General features: G+C 23.4%; 15 protein-coding genes. 4 read left to right on the forward strand and 11 right to left on the reverse strand.

Translation table 4 applies throughout. The annotated features are described in order from the left end of the window. Positions 1 to 77: 77 nt before the first annotated feature. From SLITO_RS03525 to SLITO_RS03540, 4 genes are read right to left on the reverse strand one after another with little or no spacing between them, the layout of a single operon-like run. Positions 78 to 743 (reverse strand): hypothetical protein, encoded by a 666-nt coding sequence (locus SLITO_RS03525; RefSeq protein WP_075058401.1) that lies wholly within the window; start codon positions 741 to 743, stop codon positions 78 to 80. Then, entirely contained in the window at positions 724 to 3219 is a 2496-nt protein-coding gene (locus SLITO_RS03530; protein ID WP_075058402.1) for a DUF262 domain-containing protein, read from the reverse strand. The genes SLITO_RS03525 and SLITO_RS03530 overlap by 20 nt, the downstream gene beginning before the upstream one ends. Further along, a complete protein-coding gene (gene dcm / locus SLITO_RS03535) occupies positions 3212 to 4528 on the reverse strand; it encodes a DNA (cytosine-5-)-methyltransferase (protein WP_144416409.1) in 1317 nt (438 codons plus the stop codon). The genes SLITO_RS03530 and dcm overlap by 8 nt, the downstream gene beginning before the upstream one ends. 54 nt (positions 4529 to 4582) lie before the next feature. Further along, the gene (locus SLITO_RS03540) at positions 4583 to 7618 is read right to left on the reverse strand and encodes a DEAD/DEAH box helicase family protein (protein WP_075058403.1); all 3036 of its coding nucleotides are present in this window, start codon (positions 7616 to 7618) and stop codon (positions 4583 to 4585) included. A gap of 412 nt (positions 7619 to 8030) precedes the next feature. On the opposite strand from SLITO_RS03540, the gene SLITO_RS03545 reads away from it, so the two are divergent. From SLITO_RS03545 to SLITO_RS03565, 3 genes are read left to right on the forward strand one after another with little or no spacing between them, the layout of a single operon-like run. Continuing rightward, a complete protein-coding gene (locus SLITO_RS03545; RefSeq protein ID WP_200901508.1) occupies positions 8031 to 9581 on the forward strand; it encodes a PTS mannitol transporter subunit IICB in 1551 nt (516 codons plus the stop codon). Beyond that, complete coding sequence (locus SLITO_RS05865) at positions 9559 to 11433, forward strand: PTS sugar transporter subunit IIA (RefSeq protein WP_083433368.1); 1875 nt, start codon at positions 9559 to 9561, stop codon at positions 11431 to 11433. The genes SLITO_RS03545 and SLITO_RS05865 overlap by 23 nt, the downstream gene beginning before the upstream one ends. Further along, positions 11434 to 12558 carry a mannitol dehydrogenase family protein gene (locus SLITO_RS03565; RefSeq protein ID WP_075058404.1) on the forward strand — a complete coding sequence of 375 codons (1125 nt, stop codon included), beginning with the start codon at positions 11434 to 11436 and terminating at the stop codon, positions 12556 to 12558. A 576-nt stretch (positions 12559 to 13134) separates the two neighbouring features. Here the strand turns inward: SLITO_RS03565 and SLITO_RS03575 are convergent. The 6 genes from SLITO_RS03575 to SLITO_RS03600 form a co-directional block, all read right to left on the reverse strand. Next, complete coding sequence (locus tag SLITO_RS03575) at positions 13135 to 13449, reverse strand: PTS lactose/cellobiose transporter subunit IIA (protein ID WP_075058406.1); 315 nt, start codon at positions 13447 to 13449, stop codon at positions 13135 to 13137. A 15-nt stretch (positions 13450 to 13464) separates the two neighbouring features. After that, positions 13465 to 14910: a family 1 glycosylhydrolase gene (locus SLITO_RS03580; RefSeq protein WP_075058407.1), complete on the reverse strand. Its 1446-nt coding sequence runs from the start codon at positions 14908 to 14910 to the stop codon at positions 13465 to 13467. Next, complete coding sequence (locus SLITO_RS03585) at positions 14903 to 16762, reverse strand: PTS transporter subunit EIIC (protein WP_075058408.1); 1860 nt, start codon at positions 16760 to 16762, stop codon at positions 14903 to 14905. Before SLITO_RS03585 ends, SLITO_RS03580 begins: the two co-directional genes overlap by 8 nt. 32 nt (positions 16763 to 16794) lie before the next feature. Then, a complete protein-coding gene (locus SLITO_RS03590; protein ID WP_075058409.1) occupies positions 16795 to 17298 on the reverse strand; it encodes an RpiB/LacA/LacB family sugar-phosphate isomerase in 504 nt (167 codons plus the stop codon). After that, positions 17298 to 17732, reverse strand: a complete 435-nt coding sequence (locus SLITO_RS03595; protein WP_075058410.1) for an RpiB/LacA/LacB family sugar-phosphate isomerase — start codon at positions 17730 to 17732, stop codon at positions 17298 to 17300. The genes SLITO_RS03590 and SLITO_RS03595 overlap by 1 nt, the downstream gene beginning before the upstream one ends. 61 nt (positions 17733 to 17793) lie before the next feature. Next, positions 17794 to 18567 carry a DeoR/GlpR family DNA-binding transcription regulator gene (locus tag SLITO_RS03600; protein ID WP_075058411.1) on the reverse strand — a complete coding sequence of 258 codons (774 nt, stop codon included), beginning with the start codon at positions 18565 to 18567 and terminating at the stop codon, positions 17794 to 17796. A gap of 98 nt (positions 18568 to 18665) precedes the next feature. On the opposite strand from SLITO_RS03600, the gene SLITO_RS03605 reads away from it, so the two are divergent. Further along, positions 18666 to 19511, forward strand: coding sequence for a class II fructose-bisphosphate aldolase (locus SLITO_RS03605; RefSeq protein ID WP_075058412.1), 846 nt, complete (start codon positions 18666 to 18668; stop codon positions 19509 to 19511). Between the two features lie 224 nt (positions 19512 to 19735). On the opposite strand, the gene SLITO_RS03610 is transcribed toward SLITO_RS03605, so the two are convergent. Next, a complete protein-coding gene (locus SLITO_RS03610) occupies positions 19736 to 21721 on the reverse strand; it encodes a hypothetical protein (RefSeq protein WP_075058413.1) in 1986 nt (661 codons plus the stop codon). Positions 21722 to 21848 lie beyond the last annotated feature (127 nt).

The following is a 21848-nucleotide window of genomic DNA, read 5'->3' on the forward strand; positions in this document are numbered from 1 at the left end:
CTTATACAATTACTACTATTATAAATGAAATATATAATATAAAAATAAATATAAATTTTAATTTATTAGGTGCTATTTTATGAAATTAAAAGTTTCTGAATATTATTTTTTATAATATCTGCACTAGTGCCTAATAATAATGTTTGATTTATAAAAAAGTTATAACCACATTGTTTAATATGTTTTTTTATCTCTGAAATTTTAATTTTTTTGTTTGAATATTTGCCTTGATTTATATCTATATACTCATTATCTTTATTTTCAATAAATTGAACCAAATATGCAACTATAATCGAATAATATAATTTTTTACCATGTTTTGTTAGTTTAGTAAAGTTGTCTACAAGTGTTTTAAAAAGATTTTTTAAATACATATCAATGTCAAAATTTTTATTCAATAATTGACAAATATTTATATCATAAATAATACTATAATTAGAGTTCTTTTTAATTATAAAAAAAGCTTCTAAAACATCAAGAAATTGTCTCATTGTCGATCAAGAAACACCATTTTCAAAAAAAGTTAATGAAGGAGTTACATCAAAATTATTACATAAAATTTTGTACCTATTATTTAAACTAATTAAATTTATATAACTTACCCTATCTGAAGATTTAATAACACTAATTTTTTCAAAAAAAGTTTCAATAATTGCAGGTATGTTTGTTCCCATTTTTCAAAATTGATAGTCATTATTATTTTTGAATAAATCAAGAATTTCATTAATTTCTTTTAATTTCATATACATCCTCTAAAAGTATTTGTGCTAATTTTGCACTTCTATTATCAATATCGTTGAATGTAAAACTATCAATTGTTATTAAATTTTCATCATTAATATTAAATGGTATTTTTGCCAATCTAGAAAAAGTATTAGAGTAATTTTGTTTCTTTTTATAAAATGATATATTTTTTAGTTCAGAGTTATTAGGTGAGTCTAATAATAAATAATTACCAATTTTATCTAAGCATTCATTATATTTATCTTCAAATTTACTATCTCATTTTTTACCATTTGTTAACATATTTTTTCATTCATCAGTTAGTTTTTGCGGCATTATATGTTCTACTGTCATCTTTTTATAGATAACGCTTTGGTCAGCTTTTGTTTCACTATTAATTCAATATTTTTCAATTCTAGTTAAAAATACTAATGATAACGCGTTATTTTGAACTTTATTATTTTTAAATGAATTAATTATTTCATCATAAGTTGGTAACTTATGGTCATTTGGAATTAGATATTCTAAAATTGATTTATTAGAAATTGGACTTTTTCCAGCAAATCAATTTCTCATTAGTTTTGGTAGATTTGATTTAAAATCATTTGAATACTGATATGATTTTAAATAATTTATAAGTCTTACAAAAATGGTTTCTTTAAAAGATTGTCCTGTACCTCTTGTTTGAACTAACAAAGAAGATCATTTTTCAATTTCAAAAAGAGCTTCTCTTAAATATTCTTTGTTATAAAAACTTATTTTTTTTTCATCTTTATTTCAGGCTTTATCAGAATACACATCTACTAAATAAAAAACTAAAACTGTAAAATCTTTATGGCTAATATTTTTAAAAATATCTCCGAATTCTGAAAATTCGCTTGCCGAATTCATATACATACCAACTTTATCTACTCTTAAAGTTTTATATATATAAAAATATCTACCTAATTCAGAGCATAGCTTATAATATTCTTCTTCATCTATATTATGTTGATCATAAAAAGATTTAAAACCTTTTAAAAGACTTCTTTTATTTTTTTGGATTTTAAATTTTAAGGCGTCTTTTTTTATAGACTTTGTTGCATTCAAATAAGTTATATAGTTATACAAAAACTCTTCATATTTTTTATTAGCCTCATCTCCTATCAAATCTGTTTTAGTTGTACTTAGTCTAAAATATTTTGAAAATTCCATCACAAACTCCTTAGATTTTGATCTAAATAAATTTATCTCTACGGTATTAAAAATATAATTTTTGATCATATCAAAAGTATCTAAATCTTTTCCTTTAGAGTTTAAATTTTCAAAAATTTCCATTTCGTTATTATTGTCATTACTATCAAACGTTATACAAGAAAATATGAATTTATTATAATAAAATTTATATAATTTTTCTAAATCTTCAAGACTTTCACTTTTAAGTTCATTATAAAAATACATGTAGTTATCATAAACTTGATTTTTTGAAAGTTTGATTCTTATTTCTTCATCATAACTTGCTCTATTATTGTATCCTCTAAGTATTATTGAAATACCTTCTGTTGTTGATTTTCTATCCGTTGTATAATTTTGATATTTTTCATTAATTCTTTTTTCTGAATAAACGCCATTATCTTTGTAATCAAACAATCATAACAAATCATCAGGCATTTCAAAATTAATATTATTTTCTTCTAATTCTTTTCTTTTCATTACATCAAATAAAGCCTTAAATAGGATTAACGAAGTTGTTATTCTCTGTTGTCCATCAATTAATTTTATTTCAAATTTATCTCTGTCATTTGGAACATTTGTGTATTTGCAGGCAATTGAGCCAAAATAGACAAGTTCATTTGAATTCATTTTATCAATAATTTGTTTTAGCAATTCAGAGCATTCATCTATAGTTCAACGATAGTCTCTTTGATATGGTGGAATAATAAAAAATTTATTTTTATCTAAAACCAAATTTCCTACAGATACCTTTAATATATCAATTTGCGGGTCATCAAACTCTTTTACGTTATCGTAGTTTAGTCTTCCTTTATTTGATTTTTCAAAATAAATTTCTTCATCAAATGGCTTAGATTCAACATCTTTTTTTTCAAGCTCAAATATAAAATAACTAAATATTGATTTTAAATGTTTTAAAATAGTTATGCATTGATTAAACGATGGGGCAATAGTATCCAAGTAATTATTGTTATCACCATGAACTCTTGCATTTCTTTCATAAACTATATAGTCAAGCAAATTTGATATTCTATAGTCGATTCTTTTGTCTAATCTAGATCTAAAATATTCCTTTAATTCACCAACTAATTTTCCTAGGCCTAATTTACTATTTTCTAATCCTAAAATATTTTTAAAATACTTTTCTAAAATAGTATAAGAATTAATTAATACTGCATTGTAATCAGATTCAATAATAAAACGTTCTTCAATGATGCTTAGTTCTTCTAATATTCACTTATACTCATAAAAATCATTCATAAAATTATAATTTGTACTAATCATTATTTTTTACCTCATTATCAATATCATTAATTTTTTTAAATATCGAGACTAAAACATTTACCGTTATCGAATTACCTGCTTGCCTATATAAAACAGCTTTTTTAATGTTATTTTTTATTACTTTGTTAAAGTCTTTTTCATCAAAACCCATTAGCAAGTAAGTTTCTCTGGGTGTTAAAAATCTATAATTTGATTTATGTTTTTCTTTTAATAATTTAGATTCTCTAATATCTATTATTCCTGCATTTGGATGTCTATCTTGTTTTGTTGTAATGGTTCGACACAACTGTAAATAATAACCGTCATTTTTTTTTACATAAAGTTTATTATTCTTTTTTATTGTTAGCGGATATTCATAATTTTTTTTAGTATATAAGATTGGATTTTCACAGTACATCCTAATCCTACTTGGAGTGTTATTAGGAATTGCATTTATCGCTTCATCTTTATATATATTATTCGTATAATTAGTTTTTAATATTTCGTTCAATGATTTAATTAAATTTAGTTCTTTTGAAACATTTTGAAACTTTTCATTCTCAATAATTATATTTTTTTGGTTTAAAGTATCAGGGAATAAATTATCATTACCCAATACACTAATCGCATAAACTCTTTCTCTTTTTTGAGGAATACCAAATTCTAATGAATTTAACAAATATGTTTGAGTATTATAACCTATTGTTTTTAAAAAAATTAATCACTCAATGTAGTCTTCTTTGTGTTTTTCAGAAATCATATTTTTTACATTTTCTAATAATAAATATTTAGGAAGTTTATTAATTTTTTTTAATTCTTTTAAAATTCTTTCTATTTCTCATAGCAAACCACTTCTAGTTCCACTTCCTTTTTTCATACCTTGATTAAAACCATGAAAGCTACCAGCAACAGACAAGTCTTGACATGGAAATGAATAAGTAATTACATCAACATCTCCAACATTTTTAATTAAATCTTCTCCCTTTAAATCAACTATACTTCCTTGATTATTACAAGCTTCATAAGAACTATATAGTAATTCTCTTGTATTTCTATCTAATCTATTTAAAAACTTTTTATCAATTGGTTTTTTACCATCATTGGAGTGTGTAAATTTTGATAAATATTTATTTATTTCACTATCTTTTAAATTTATTGCTCTATTTTCATTATTGTTATGCATTGCATTATAACTTATATTGGCTCAAATATCTCATTCACTTGTACCAACAACTTCAAAATCAATTTTCATTTTATTTTTTAATATCTTTAGAGCCTTATTTTGTGCTCCTATACCCGCAAATGCTTCAAAAACTTTCAATTTCGACATAAAAAAATTACCCCTTAAGGATAATTTTAGTTTTTTTTTTTTTTTTGCAAGAGTCTAGAAAGCTTTCTTTAATTTTAATAATAATACAAGTTTTTCTTCTTCAATATTAGACTCATTTTTTCTAATAATTGTTTTTCTTTCTATTACTTTTTCAACTTTACCAATAAGTTTTCTATTTCTATAAGTTTTTTTCTCTGAAATTTTATCATCATTGTAAAATAAATAAGTTTTATATAGATCAAGATTTAAAAATTCTGCTTGTTGATCATTTAATTTTTTTGGACCTACTTTTCAAGAATTTGGTGTATCTCAATAAAAAATATCATCTACATCATCATAGTAATTTCCACTATCTGAAAATAGGTTTGTTTTTGTTCTATTTGCATCTATACAAAACAATTTATCTTTTTCATTTTTTATAATTCCTTGAACACCTTTTCCCTTAAATCCAGCTTCGTTAATGTTTATTGAACACAAAGCTTGCATTTGCGAATGATTCAGTTCTACTCCAATAAAACTTTCAATGTTATCAGTTAATATATTATTAAGATTTTCTTCATTTTTTAATTTAAATTTCAATAAATACAAAACTTCTTTGATAATCAATTTATTTTTTTCATTAAATATTAATTCCAATGCTAAATTAATATCATTGTAGTAGATGTCTTTTTTATTTGGACTATGATAAAAAGATGCTAAAATTATGTATTTTATAAGTTTGCTTTTAGGAATTCTTTTTTCAGATAAAAATATAACGATTTCTTCAAGTAATTGTTTAATATTTGGAAATAAAAATGCTTTAATAACTGCTAAACTTTTTGAATTTTCATTGAAAAAAGTTTTATTTTTTGACAAATAAAAATCATATATATCAACATTTTTTTCTGTGAAATAATTTTCATATTCTTCAAATGTTCCATCAGCGCGATATTCTTCTAATATGGACTTGAATAAATGATTTTTTTCATAGTTTTTTAACTTATCAATAAAATCTTTTTTTTCTAAATTTGTTAAATGAAAGTTTGAATTACCAGGTAAATAATTATTTATTGAATTTATCGCTTTTTCTAGACAGTTAACTTTTATATTATTAGTTAAATGTATAAATGGTAAAAAAGGATTAAAGTTATTGTTTACATTTAAATCAACATTATTAACAAAATCATATATTTGTAATTTTTTATCTAAGCTTTTTCTAAGTCCTCTACCTAACTGTTGCAGATAAATTATTAAAGAAGTTGTTGGTCTTAAAAAGAAAATAGTATCTACTTCTGGTATATCTACACCTTCATTTAGTATATTCATAACGCATAAGTAGTTTATTTTTGCTTTTTTAAATAACTCTATATTTTGATCTCTATTTTTATTATTTTCAGTAGTTATGTAACTACTTCTTTCTCCTTTTTCTGATAAAAATGCAGATAATTCTTTTGCATTTTGAGTTGAAGAGCAAAACAAAATTGCTCTAATATCTTTTCTTTGTTTACCAATTCTATTAATGATTGTATTATATATAAACTCATATCTTTTTAAATTATTAAATGTTAATTCAAATTTTTTATCTTTAATACTTAAGTTTTCCAAGTTGATTGTGTCATCTTTTATGAAATAATAATCAAAATCAGATAGCATTTCATTTTCAATTGCATCATATAATCTTAATTCACAAGCATGTTCATAATCAAAATATTTATTTATATTAACTCCATCAGTTCTTTCTGGGGTTGCTGTCAAGCCAAAAACTTGTTTTGAATTATTTGCAATAAATTCAAAAACTTGTTTAAACGTTTTAGCTTCAACGTGGTGAGCTTCATCAAATATAACAAATTCAAATTTTTTGTTTTTAAATCTTTCTATTCTAAAATATAGTGTATCTTTAGTTATAAATATAAAATTCTCATTTTGAATATCTACTTCATTGTTTCTTCCATCATACAAATCAATACCAAAATCAGGATCATCTAAAATATTTCTAAATGTCATCATTGCTTGATCAAGAATTTCTTTTGATGGGGCAATGTAAATGAAGGAATTTATACTTAACATTTTAACTAATTTTTTATAGATAAATGCCATAGTTGCTGTTTTACCAGTACCAGTCGCCATAACTAGTAAATGTTTTTTCTTATTTGATTTAATTCTATTTATTATTTCATTAATTATTTTATTTTGATAATCAAATGGTATTAATGCTTTGTTTTTATTGTAAGTTTTTGAAAATATAGTATTTATATTGTTATTCTTATCATATTCTTGATCAAAATTATCCTCATTTAGTTGTTGTAAAGTAATTAATTCCTTAATTCTTTCTTCATCATAAACTCTAATGAAATTTTTATCATTTATAAGATTGTTAAAATCTCATAAAAACTGGTCAATTATTTGCGGTTCTTTAAACTCACTAATTTTTATATTATATTCTTTACCTGCTATCTGACCTGTTTTGGTAAAATTACTGCTTCCTATATATAAAGTGCTAAACTTATTGTTTCTTTTAAAGAAATAAGCCTTAATGTGTAACCTACTATTTGTTCTTTCAAATAAGTTTTCAATGTATATATTAACTTTATCTTTATATTTTTTTTCAAGCCTTACAAGCTGTTCTATTGCTAAAAACTTTGCTCTACCATCATAAGTAGTTGTAATAATTATCATTTTAAATAATTCATTTTTATTTTCTTTAATAAAATTTTCTAACTTATTTACCATTTCAGCACTAATAAATGGTGATATTATGTAAACAAATTCTGAACTTAAAAATTCTTTTTCAAGGTTATTTCATACTTTTTTAATAATTAACTCATTTTTACTTAGGTTATCTAATTTCACTTGATTTTTAGTATCAAACTTAATCGCCTTTATTGATGTAAAATTTTCAGGTACAACAATATTTAATATATTATTTAAAAAATTAATTTTATCATTTATATTATTTAAGTCTTTTAAATGATCTCTTAAATATTTATTTAATTGTCCTAAAAGCCAATCATTGTCAATGTTGTCAATAATTTCTTTATCATCCTCTTTAAACAAATTAACATTTTTATTTGTTAATAACAAATCCAAATGCCCTTTCTTTATTTTTTTCATACTTATAACATTTTCTCCTAATTCCAGTTTAACAAAAAATTTTATATAATTTCCTTTTTTATTAAACTAGATTTAAAATACTAAGAAAATTATGATTAAAATATAATAATTTAATGTAACTTAAATTTTTATGATGCATCTAAATTTAACTACATAAACTAATTTAACTATTTTTAATATTACAAAAATGCTACATTTATAATTATAAAATCTTTATCATCTATAAAAAATATGATTTTTAAATAAAATAACAAAATTTATTAGATTTTTAATAATAAATATAGCTAAAAAAACCTAAGAAAAAGAGTTGGAATACATAAGTTTTTTTGTCTAGTAAGTAGACAAAAACAATCTCTAAAACACTTTATATTATGTTTAATTTTTATAATAATTTGAATGAAAGGAGAATTTTATGGAAGAAATAATAAAAGATATTAATAAAAGAGATATTAATAATAAATTTAAATTATTTATTATTAATAATTTTAATAAAAGAACCTCAATGAGAAGAATTCAAAAGTTTGGTGGTTGATTAAGCGCAATGATTATGCCTATTATTGGATTAATGATTGCATGAGGTTTACTTACTGCATTTTTTATACCAGATGGTTGAACTCCAGTGCAAGCAATTAATGACTATGTAGTTGGTAATATAATAACTTATTTAATTCCTATATTGATTGGATTTAATGCTGGTAGATTAGTTCATAAAGATCGAGGTGGTTTTATTGCAACATTTGTTGTTTTTGCAGTAATTGTTGGTAATCAAAGAAACCCAGGGTTTGCAGAAGGTTCTAGTGCTTCACCCCAATTTTTATCAGCAATGATAGTTGGTCCTGCATCAGCAGGAATTTTAAAGGGAATAGACAAATTACTAGAAGGTAAAATAAAACAAGGATTTGAAATGCTTGTTAATAACTTTGTAATGGGTTTTCTAGCATTTGGATTAGGTATAGGTGCATTTTATGGAATGCCTTATGTTTTTAATTCAATAACATGAGCTCTAGCTGAAATGGTTAGATTTCTAATTAATAATAAACTTATATTTTTAGCAGCTTTGATTGTTGAACCAGCAAAAATATTTTTTTTAAATAATGCAATTAACCATGGTGTGTTTACAGCACTTTCACCTGAAATGGTTTTGGGAAAAGGAAAATCAATTCTTTATTTACTAGAATCAAATCCAGGTCCTGGACTAGGAGCTTTAATTACATTAATAATTTTTGATAAAAAACAAAGAGAAAACGCTGCAGGTGCATCGATCATTCATTTTTTTGGAGGAATACACGAAGTATACTTCCCTTTCATATTAATGAAACTTGAAATGATAATTGCACTTATAGCTGGAGGTCTTGTAGGTGATGCAATATTTCAAATATTTGATGCTGGATTAGTTGCACCAGCATCACCTGGATCAATTATAGCTATTGCAGCATTCATTAAATCTGAACCAATGAATTATGCAGGTGTATTTTTAGGTGTATTTGGAGCATGTGGTGCTTCAGTACTTATGGGATCATTAATTCATATTATAATGAGAAAAAAATACAAAAAAATGAGTGGGCAAGAATTGGATAATGCTACAAAAAAACTTGAAGAAATTAAAGGTAAAAAATTGAATTTAAATAAAAATACTATAGTTAATTTAAGTCAAGTTGAAACAATTATATTTGCTTGTGAAGCAGGAATGGGTTCAAGTGCAATGGGAGCTTCGTTATTGAGAAAAAAATTAAAAGAAAATGAAATAGATGTTAAAGTAATTAACTATCCTGTAAAAGAATTACCAAAAGATTGTAAATACGTTATAACTCAAAGTCAATTAACTGATTATGCAAAACAAAAAGCTCCAAATGCAATCCATAAAAGCATCTCAAATTTTTTAGACAAACAATTTTATGATAAAATAATTAATGAGTTTAAAGAAATTAAAGAGATAAATAATGAAAAAAGAGAGACAGTTTAGAATAATCTATATATTATTAAACTATAAAAAGGTTGATAAAACTGTCTTAATGAATCATTTTAATATCAGTCAAAAAACTATTAATAGAGATATTGACGATATTAATATCTGACTAAATGAAAATAATGAAAATAATGAAAATAATATTATAGTAAATGATAATGAAATTGAATTCTTTGGAAAATCAATGAATATTTTGGATAAACTGCAGTTAGATGATAATTTTCTTTTAAAAGAGGAAAGACTTCTTTACATATATTTAACTGTAAGCAAAGACAATTGTGTTACAAAAACTCAATTAGTAGACGATTTAGATATATCACCCAATTTATTTGAAAATGACTTAAAAAACTTAAAACAAATTTTAAAGAAGAATGATATAAATTTATTCATAACAAAATACGGGGTAAAATTTTCAACTATTTCATCAGAAAGTAATATAAATATTTTAATTGAGTTGACAATTAATCATTTGTTATTTAAAAAAGTTTATTCAATTTTAAAACTAAATAAAATTGAAAAACTTTTTTCAAATTATATTTATAATTTTTTAAAAAGTAAATACAATATTAATATTTATAACAAAATATTTTATTGAATTTTAGAATATACATCTAATCAGATTAATATGTCAAATTTGAATGTAATTATTTTATCAATTAAGTTGACTTTTTGACTTAATCATAAAAATAATCAAAGCATATTGAATAAGGTTGATTATATTGAATACTACAATGAATTTATAGAAACAATTAAAAGTATATATATTAAAGATAGTATAGATATTTTATTTGAAGATAGTGGTAATCTTTTACAAAACAAATTAGTAATAAACAAATTTATTATAAAACTAATAAATGATATAGAAAAATTATTTAAATATAAAGTTAAAATAAATGAGGAAATCATTGAAAGAATTCAAAATCATATTTCTTCTAATTTATTTATAACCAATAAAGATGAGTTTATCTTAGAAGAGTATTCAAAGAATTTATCGAACTATAGGGATAAATATGATGAATTATGAAATGTTATTAATTCTAATGTTTTTAAATATTTTAAAGAATTTAATAATTATGAATTATTAAGCTATGAAATATTTATACATATACTTGTTTGATATGATTCGTACATCTATAGCTTAGATTTTAAAATTTTAACTGTGTGTATTGGCGGAATGGGTCAAAGTGCAATGATAAAAAATCATTTAAACTCTTTGTATAGGAATGCAAAAATTAATAACATGTCATATTCAATGATAAATATCAAAGAATTAAAAGATTATGATTTGGTTATTTCTTCAATTGACTTAAGCGAGTATAACCTAAGTAATTTATTGGTATTGCCAATTCTTATGTTGTTAAGCAAAAAAAATGAAGTACATAAAATTATATGTGAAAAAATATATAGAAAATTAATAGGTATTGATATGAAAAATAGTATTTTAAAAAAAGAAAATATAAAAATTAATCAATCTGCAAAAGATAAGTATGATGCAATTAAGCAATGTGGAAAACTTTTAGAAGAGCTTGGATATATAGAAAATAAATATATTGAGTCAATGTTAGAAAGAGAGAAAAAATACTCTGTATACATAGGAAACTACTTAGCAATTCCACATGGTATGAATGATGAGGGAGTAATTAATGATGGTATTGTCATTATTCATTTTAAAGATCCAATAGATTATGACTCAAATCCAGTACATTTCTTTATAGGGATTGCAGCAAAATCTGATAATCATGTTGAAATACTTGCAAATATTGCAGAAAAAATGATGGACATAGAATATGTTGAAAATTTAATTAAAAATCCTTCTGAAGATTTATTTGTAAAGGAGTTCAATTTTTAAATGAAAATAATACACTATGGAGCAGGAAATATTGGACGAGGATTTATCGCCCCAATATTATTAAACAATAACCAAAATAATGAATTTTGATTTGTAGATAGTAATGAAAATATTATAAATTTATTAAAAAATAAAAGCAGTTATAAAGTTATAGAATTAGATGAAAATAAAAATACAACATTTATAACAGGATACAAAGCTGTAAAACCACAAGATTTAGAAAAAAATGTTGATATTGAGAATATCGACATAATAACTACATCGATAGGTTCTAATAATTTAAGTTTTATTAAAAATCAAATCATATCAATAATTAAGATAAAAGAAGTATCTAAAAAGAATTTAATTATAATGTGTTGTGAAAATGGAGTAAATATTTCTAATTGGTTTTCTAAGGAAATATCAAAAGATTACTCTTATGATAATAAATTAATATTTTTTGTAGATGTAATGGTGGATCGAATAGTACCTAATAAAGTTTTAGAAGACGCTAATGTTGAGGTAGAACCATATTACTCATGAGTTGTTGATGAAACAAATTGGCCTGTTAAGGTTGAAAAAATAAATAATATAACATACACCAACAATATAAATGCTGAAATTTGCAAAAAAGTTTGAATGTTAAATGGTGGTCATGCATCATTATCTTGAAAAGAATGAAAATTATCAAAATTTAAAAATAAAATAATCAACAAAACTTTAAATGATGAAAATAATAAAGAACTAATTTTATTTCTAAAAAATTATTTATTAGAAATATCAAAAGTATTAGAGTTAGAATTTAATTTAAAAAAAGAATCTTTAGATACTTTTATAGACACAGTAATTAAAAGATTTAAAAATATTCATATAAATGATGAATTTGAAAGAGTGGCTAGAAACACAATAAAAAAAATTCAGCTAGATGAAAGGATTTTAATGCCCTTTTCTTTGGCAATAAAAAATAATATTGAATGCAACTATATAAAAGAAACAATTATAAATGCAATTTCTTATAATAATGTAAATGACGTAGATGGAAATACTATAAATGAATTAACTAAGAAAGGTTATAATAAATTCGATTTAATTAAAGAGTTAATTAATAATATAGATGATAGTTTAATTAATGAAATATTGAAATAATAAAAATGTAACTTAAAAAACGTAAATACTTAATCAATAAATAATGTATATTAAATTAAAATGTTGCACTAATTACTCCATAATAATTTTTGTGGAGTTTTTTGTATTTTAAATTTATATTTTACAATATAGTTTTTAGTATATTTAATACAAATAAAAATACTATTCACATGTATTAAATGATTATAAAAAATAAATATCCATTTATTAAAACTTTTGAACATTTAATTATTTAATTTAATAACTTACAAGTTATTAAATATAAAAATATTAGACAAAAAACCATCTATTTTTTTAATAGATGGTTAACTTAAGTTTCTGAATTCTTTCTTTATATAAATTTATTTATGTTAAAAAATATAGTAAATTATTAAACATAGACCAACAATAAAAAGCATTGTAAACACGGTATTAAATATAATTTTTGAGTAAACTTTTTTTTGATCTTTAATTACTTCAAAACTATCTTCATTAACTTTTTTTAAATTTATTTTACTTTTTTTTAAAAAAATAATAAAACCAATAACTGAAAGAGATACTAGTAAAATGCCAAATATTAATAAAAATATTTTCATATTATTTTTTTCAAAGTGCAATTAAGTGATCTGCTATATCTTTTAATAAAATTGTTGTCATTAGATGATCTTGACCGTGAACCATTGTAATTGTTACGTCACTGTAATTTCCCTTAGCTTCATCGAATAACATATCAGCTTGTGCACGATGTGCTTGATTTATTAAATCTGTTGCTTCTTTTAAAAGATCATCAACCTTATCAAAGTTATTATTTTTTGCTTCATCTAAAGCTTCTAATATATAACTACGAGCTTCACCTGCATAAGCAACTAATTCAAGACCTTTCATTGTAACTTGTTTTTTTGTATCAGACATAATAATACCTCAATTCTAATTTTTACCTATTTTCTTTAATAATTCATCAATATTAATTTTTTCATCAAGTCTATTTTGTTTTGATTTTTCTAATCATCAATAGGAACTTAATTTTTCGTATCTTTTTTGATTTTCAAAATCTACATAAAATAAACCATATCTTTTATTATACCCATTTGTTCAACTAAACATATCCATATGACTTCATAAATAATAATGTTGAATATTTTCACCCTTATCATTTAATTTTTGAATAACATCAAAATGATCTTGAATATAATTAATTCTATCAATATCTTTAATAAATGGTGTATTCTTTATATCTTCTAAATCACCAAATCCATTTTCAGTTATAAATATTGGTTTTTTACAATTATATTTATTAGATACTCAATCAACAACAATAGCTAATCCATCTGGATAAATATTTCAATCTCAATTAGTTGTTTTAACACCATCTTTTTTAACAACTTTTCATAATCAAGGAACGCTGAATTTTGATTTACCTTTTTCACCAGTAGTATTAACTTCAAATTCAAATTTATCATCTGGTTTTTCAACAAAAGTTGTAAAGTAATAATTTATACCAATTCAGTCAATTATTTCAGCTGCTTTTTTTATAATTTTTAAATCTTCTTCTTGAGGTTTAAAAATAAAATCATAATTTTTTAATACATCATTAATTAAACCTATTGTTTCTTTTGAAAATTCTCCTGATGTAATTGGTTCTAAAAAACTTCAATTAGTAATTGCATTTGCTCTATTAGAAGCACTAATACTTTCAGGTTTATTATCTATTGGTTGAAATGGACACACATTTGCAGGAACTCCTATTTCTCCTTTATATTTATTTTCTTTAAACATAATTACAGTTTTTGCATGTGCAATTACCATATTATATTGTTGTTTAAAAAAGTGTCCATATTCCAAATTAAAGAATGGAGGTAGTGCTGCTTTTATATTTTTTTGTTCTGAATAAGCGTTTATTTCATTAATTGTAGATCAATAATAAATTTCAGTAAATTCTTCAAAGCAGAATCTTGCAAAATATAAAAAGTCATCAACATTATTTCTTGATAAAAAGTCCCCTTTTTCAACAAATCATTGCGGTGAATCAAAATGGTGTAATGTTACATTTGGTGTTATACCGTATTCTAACATTTTTTTAAAAAACCTATGATAATGATCAACTGCTTTTTTATTCACATCTTTTGCGTTTTTTGGAAATATTCTACTTCAAGGTATTGATACTCTTAATACTTCAATCCCGTACTCTTTTGCCAACCTAAAGTCTTCGTCATATTTTGTATAAAACTCACTTGCAGGTTCTGGGTTATATTTTGCAATAGACTTATCATCTAATAAAACATCATCTCAAACACATTTTCCTCTATTATCAGTTTTTAAGTTACCCTCACATTGAAAAGCAGCTGTTGCGGTTCCCAATTTTACTTTAATCATTTTTTTTCTCTCCTCCACTAGTTAATTTTTCAATTACTTGTATTTTTGCAAAATCCTTATCATTAATCATTTTTAAAAACTCTGCACCTTTGGTTTGATATACCTTTAAATTTGAAGTTTTAGAAATATTTATTAAATCTTTTTCTATAGCTCTTGCTTGTGGTGATATTATGACTAAATCTGTGTCATTTATAAATTCTGAATAATTACCTGAAGAACAAGCTTTAGCATTAATTTTTAATTTGTCATCTTTAAAGGTACTGTTAATTGATTCGGCTAACATTGCGCTAGTTCCAGCTCCAATACATACAACTAATATTTCGATTTGTTTATTTGAATAATCATTAAGATTTTTAAATTTATTTGTAATATTTTCACTAGATATTGGCTGAGATCCTTTTGCATTTAAAACTGCTTTTTGTGCTAATATTTTTTCTATAATTTCTTTGTGTTTTTGTTTATGGAATAAGTAATCACCCAGTCATCTAACACCACTTCGATAATCAACAAATTCATCATTTTGAACTGATATTTCTTTTTTATAATAAACATTATCTTGCAATATTATAAATGGGAAATACATTCCAAAACTAACACCAAACCAAACAAATGGAACTATAAATGCTTGCCATTGGAATCCAACACTTATTGGCATCGCAAGGAATATCGGCATACTTCAGGGCATTGAAATGTAACTTGAATTCATCCCTAATAGTTCAACAAAAATAACACCAATTGTTCCATTTATTAATGGAGTTATCAAGAAAGGAACTGCCATTAATGGATTTAAAATTGATGGTACTCCAAATAATATAGGTTCATTAACTTGAAACATAACAGGAACCAAAGCAACTAGTCCTATTGACTTTAATTGTTTAGATTTACAAAATAAAATTATAAGTAGTGGAACTGCAATTTGTGCACCTGTACCACCCATTGAATATGCCCCCATTGCCATTGGATTGGGTCACATATTTTTTGCTTGCATCCCATTTTTTATTGCATCAATATTTTCTTGCAAACCTAAAGCTCCAAGACTATCAGTTACACCACTTCAAACTGATGTATGAATTCCGCAAAATCAAGTTAAAGCCAATACAAATGATCAACCTACAAAGAAATAATTATTTTTCGCCCCTTCAATTAAAGGTGTAAGTCAACCAAATATAGTATTAAGCATTGACTCTTTTAAAAAGTATGAAAATAAAAATCCAATTACACCATATATTATTATTGTAAAAAGCATTGGAAAGATATTTAAAAATGAGTGTGATATATTTTGAGGTACTTGTTTTGGTAATCTAATTGTTAAATTAAATCTATAACATAATCAAAATATTCACGGTACAGTAAGTCCTGTAATCATAGCTATAAAAATACCTTTTACACCAAATATTTCATAAACAACTTCTTTAAATGAACCATCAGCTGAATAACCTAGTGATATTAGAACATATGCTATCATTGATGCTGTACCAATTATAAATAAGTTCATTTTCTTTTCAGGTTTTAATGTTGAATTAATTTTATCTGCCATTCTTGCTGAAATGGTTGTACATAATGCAAAACCAAGTAATCCATATGATAAGTTGTAAAGTCTCATACAAAATGCATGATATGCAAAATAACCATCACCTTCACTATATTTCAAACCAAAAGATGGAGCTAATTCTGCTAACAAAATAAATATAGTTGATGCAATAATTATTGGCATTACTAAAATGAAGCCTTCCATTATTGAAGATACAAATTTATTTTGTGATACTTTTTGAGCAAACGAAATCATAACTTGACCAAACTTTTTTAGCTTGTTATTATTTTTGTTCTGCCCTTTTTCTAAAGCATTTTTCATTTGTTCAAATCCTTTCTATATAAAGTTTATTTTTACTCGTTATAATACCCTGAATCTCATTTTTTATTTTCTTCATCAAATATATTTTCGCTAAAGTTATCTTTTTTGATTAAACTGTTAATTTTTGAGATTAAATCATTATTTTTGTTTAAATATTTTGTATTTATAAACGTTTCAATAATTTCATACATTAATCCAAGACCAATTATTCTTCCTCCAAAACCAACAATATTTGCATCATAATTTTCTCTTGCATCAATTGCAGTAATTACATCTTTTGCTAGGATTGCTCTTGCGCCTTTTGTTTTATTAGCCCCATTACTTATACCAACACCAGTTCCACATATAACAACCCCAAAATCAACTTCTTTTTTTGTTACTAAAGTTGCAACTTTATGTCCAAATATTGGATAATGAGTTCTTTTAAAATCATATGTTCCACAATCAATAACTTCAATTTTATCGTTTTTCAACATTTCAACTATTTTATCTTTAATATCAGTTACTATGTGATCACATCCAATTGCTATTTTCATTATTCTTCCTCCAATAAATTTTCTAACATATTAATTCTAACCATATGTCTTCCAGCCTCAAATTTTGAGTTTAAATAAGAATTAATAATATTTAATAGATTTTCTTTTGCTAAGATTTTATAACCTAGTGATAATACATTAGAATTATTATGTTTAATTGTCATTTTTGCTGAATGATAATCACTTATTTGTGCTACTACAATTTTTTTAAACTTGGATAATATCATAAATGGTAGGCTTCCAAATTCATCTAAAACTATTATTCTATCAATTTCTTTGTTTTGTATCTTTTTAGCTAATGATTCCATGTCAGAAAAAAAATCAACTTCATTTTGATATATAAAAGCGAATTTATTATTAACAACCCCTTGTTTTATAAAATCCAAATATTTTAAATCTATGTCTTTTTTTGTGTAAATTAATAATTTTTCCATTTTCTTCCTCCATATTTATAATACACCTAAAAATAAAAAAATGATAATTATTTATCATTTTTTATCATTTTATATCTACAAGTTGAATTAATTTATTATAAGTTTCGTCATCTGGTTTTGAGTCAATAACCAATTTATTAACTTTACTTATTTTTGCAATTTTATTACCATATGTTGTGTTATTTAATTTACTATTATCAATTAAACAAATTGATTCATTAGATTTTTCAATTACTTTATTTGTCAAATAAGCTTCATCCTCATTATTATTAAACATATTAAATTCATTATCTAAATTTGTTATTGTTATAAAAGATTGAGAAAACCTCAATTCTTCTAAAACAATATTTGCAATTGGTCCGCACATTGCACCTGATTGTGGTCTTAATTTTCCCCCTATTAAAACTATCCTATTAATATTTAAGTTATTTTTTGCAATTCTTGCAACTTCAAAACCATTAGTATATAAAATTTTTATTTTTTTTGTAATTGCTTTAACAAACGCTTCACATGTGGTTCCTGCCCCAACAAAAATTTCATTATTATTTATTAATTCAACTGCTTTTAATGCAATTCTATTTTTTTGATCTCTATTTTTAAGAATTTTTTCATCTCTAGTTGCTTCGTATTCTTTTTCTTCTTTAAGTTTTATTAGTCCCATCTCAATTGTTATATAGTTAAATTTTTCTAGCTCTTTCAAATCTCTTCTAACTGTTATCTCTGGTATACCATATTCTTTGCCACAATTTAAAAAAGCCTTAATTGAAGTAGAAAATTCCTTATTTAAAAATGAAATATATATTTTATGTCTGTCACCTTTTTTAATTTTATCCATTATACCCTCTCGTAGTTAAATTTATTTATATTTATGATAATATTTTATCATTTTATTTCATTTTATATTAAAATTATAGTTAGATAATGGAGATAAATATGAAAGCAAGTTTAAAAGATGAATTGATAAAAGCAAAAAAAGGTAAATATGCAGTTCCTGCATTTAATTTTGATAACTTAGAAATGATGAAAGGAATCATTGAAGCGGCAGAAGAAGAAAAATCACCTGTAATATTAATGGTTACAGAAAGTGCTGCAAAATATATGGGACTTGATTATGTATTCTCATTTGCACTAACTGCTGCAAAAAATGCAACTGTACCTGTAGTTCTTCATTGAGATCATGGGTTTGATATTGAACTTATTAAAAAGGCAGTTGATGCAGGATTTTCAAGTGTAATGCTTGATTCTTCATTAAAACCTTTTGATGAAAATATAAAAGAAACACTTGAAGTTGTAAATTATGCAAGAAATAAAGGTGTTGATGTAGAATCAGAAATTGGTCATGTTGGTGGAAAAGAAGATGATAGAAACTCAGCATCAAATGGTTATACTAATGTAAATGAGGCTTTAGAATTTGAAAAACAAACAAAAATAGATGCATTAGCAATTGCTATTGGTACAAGTCATGGTTTATTCAAAGGAGAAATTAAACTTCAATTTGAATTACTTGATGAATTAAATAAAAAAATAAAAACCCCTCTTGTATTACACGGTTCTAGTCAAGTTCCACTTGATGATTTAAAAAAAGCAATTAGTTTAGGTATAACAAAAATAAATATTGGTACTGATTTAAAAATCGCTTGTGCTGAAGGAATTAAAAAATGGTTTAATGATAATCCAAATGGATATGATGCTAGAAAATATGGTAGGAATGCAGTTGATTTTGTAAAAATAGAAGCTAAAAAGAAAATAATTGCTTTTGGTTCAAATAATAGGGCTTAACTTTTTTAAATAATCAAATAATTCTAGATTAATATTATTAACTCTTTTAAAAATATATTTTAGAAAATAGAAGAAAAATCTATTTGAGTAATTAATATAATAAATAATTTATTATATTATATAAACATTTTTTAAATAAAAAATACCCTAATATAAACAATGTATGACAATTTATATTAGGGTGTTTTATTTTTTTTAAATTTTATTATTAAAACAATTCTATTTTAAAAATCTTTTCCTAATAGCATCAACTTTATAAAAACACTAGCTCCAGAAGGTTGAGAAGTAAATTGCTCATCAATTTCATATTTTATGTTCAAAAAATTCATTTTTAAATTGCCATAAAATTTTTTAGTATTTCCGCCAAAAACAGATACACCTTTTTGATTGTCTCAGTCAATATATCTAAATTTCATTCCATTAAAATCAACACTTCAATTATAAAATTCTTGCTCACCTGAATTTAAAATATATTTAAGATAGTCGCTTTGATTAGAGTTTTTTAAAGAAAGATTATTTGAAAGGTTTTTTTCAATTTCAGTCTGAAGGTTTTTATAATTAAAAGAGTCTCATAAATTTTTGCCATTTGTTCAGTTGTTTGTAATACCTTTAAAATTAGACATGCTTAAACCTTTTCAATTATAATTTTTGTTACTTTCTACAAAATTTTTGTTACTATTATCTTCAGTGAAACCATAGACATCTTTCATTGCTCTAATACCTAATATTGTATTTTTATAAACAGAAGCAAAAACATCGCTATTATCAAAAAAATCTTGATTAAATTGTGCTGAAGCTAAATTATATGATTTATTATTTTCATCTGATGAGAAAGATGTAAGAACTTTTAGGTTTGGTAATTGTTGTACAAAATTAGATCCGATTTTTAATTGTAAATTTTTTATACTTAATTCGCCGACTCGTACGTTATTTTTTAGATTTTCTTTGTCCTTTACTTCGTTTTTATTTATTTTCAATAGATTAGCTACATTTTCATTATTATTAACGAATATAGTTGGAAATGTATTTTTTAAATACTCATAAACTTTATTATTCACCAAATATGATTTGTCTCCACCAATTGTAGCAGAACTATCGGATGTTATTTTATTTTCTCTAAATAAAAAATCATATAATTCAACGTTTGTTGTATTATAGTCATTATTAATTTTTTTGTTGCTTTTTCAATTAATTGACTCTTCAACTCCCTTAATTTGTGTTAAATTATTGTAGGATTCAAAAGATTCTTTTTCATCTATTTTTTGACTAAACTTGAATTCTACATTATTTTCTAATTTATAATTTTTATTTAAATCATCTACAAAAATTTTTTTAAAACTATCACCATTTATATAGTTTTTTAATAAACTATTATACTTTTCTTCTGTAATTCAATTTTGTTTTTTTGCAATTAATCCAAGTTTTTCATGATTAATTTTAAAAATATCATTATGTTTTTTATCATCTAATACACCTTGGATTCTTAAAGAATTAAATAAATTATTAACTGTTTCAGTAACTTTTTTACTATTTGTGATTCCATATATAAATCTATTCTCAAAACTTAGTAAACTTATATTATTGCTAAAGTCTTTGTAATTTAAACTTATGTTGTAGTCAAAAACAACATTTGCAGCAGTTATTTGTTCAGATTCTGTAAATGCTATTGCACAAGATTTATAGATAATATCTAATATGATATCGCTATCTGTGTCAGGTTTAAGAATTTTATATTTTTCATTATCTAATACTTTTTTTATCAATGTATTTAAACTATCTAAAACAATCAACTTTGCAGCATCTTCTTTTAAGTTAATTTTATCACCATCAGTAAAATCAATTTGTTCCCCAAATGGTTTTTGTTTTGTTTTAAGTACAGATAAATTTAAAAATTGATTTTTTAACTTACCATCACCCTCATCTAATTCATATAAATTTGATATATTTTCATTTAAATGAGAATTAATAGTATTATTCACATCTTTTTTAAATTCATCAATAAGATTTTTGAAATCTCCTTGTGGATCAACACCGTTTCCACCACCATTTGGATCAACATTTCCACCAGTTTCGGGTTTAGTTCCATTACCGTTAGAGCTTGATCCGTTATTATTTGCACCTGGCAAGCTACCTAAACTACATGATACCGCAAAAGATGCAATTCCCGAAATTGATGATATAGATAAAAGTAATTTTGTTAGTTTTTTCATAGTACCTCCAATATATACTAATTATAACATATCCAGATAACTTGTAATAAGAAGTACATGTTTTAATAAAATTATTTATAGACTGAAAATAATTATACAAAGACTATAGAATCTTTATTAGCATTAA

The organism is Spiroplasma litorale, assembly GCF_001267155.1.
GTDB classification, from domain to species: Bacteria; Bacillota_I; Bacilli_A; order Mycoplasmatales; family Mycoplasmataceae; genus Spiroplasma_A; species Spiroplasma_A litorale.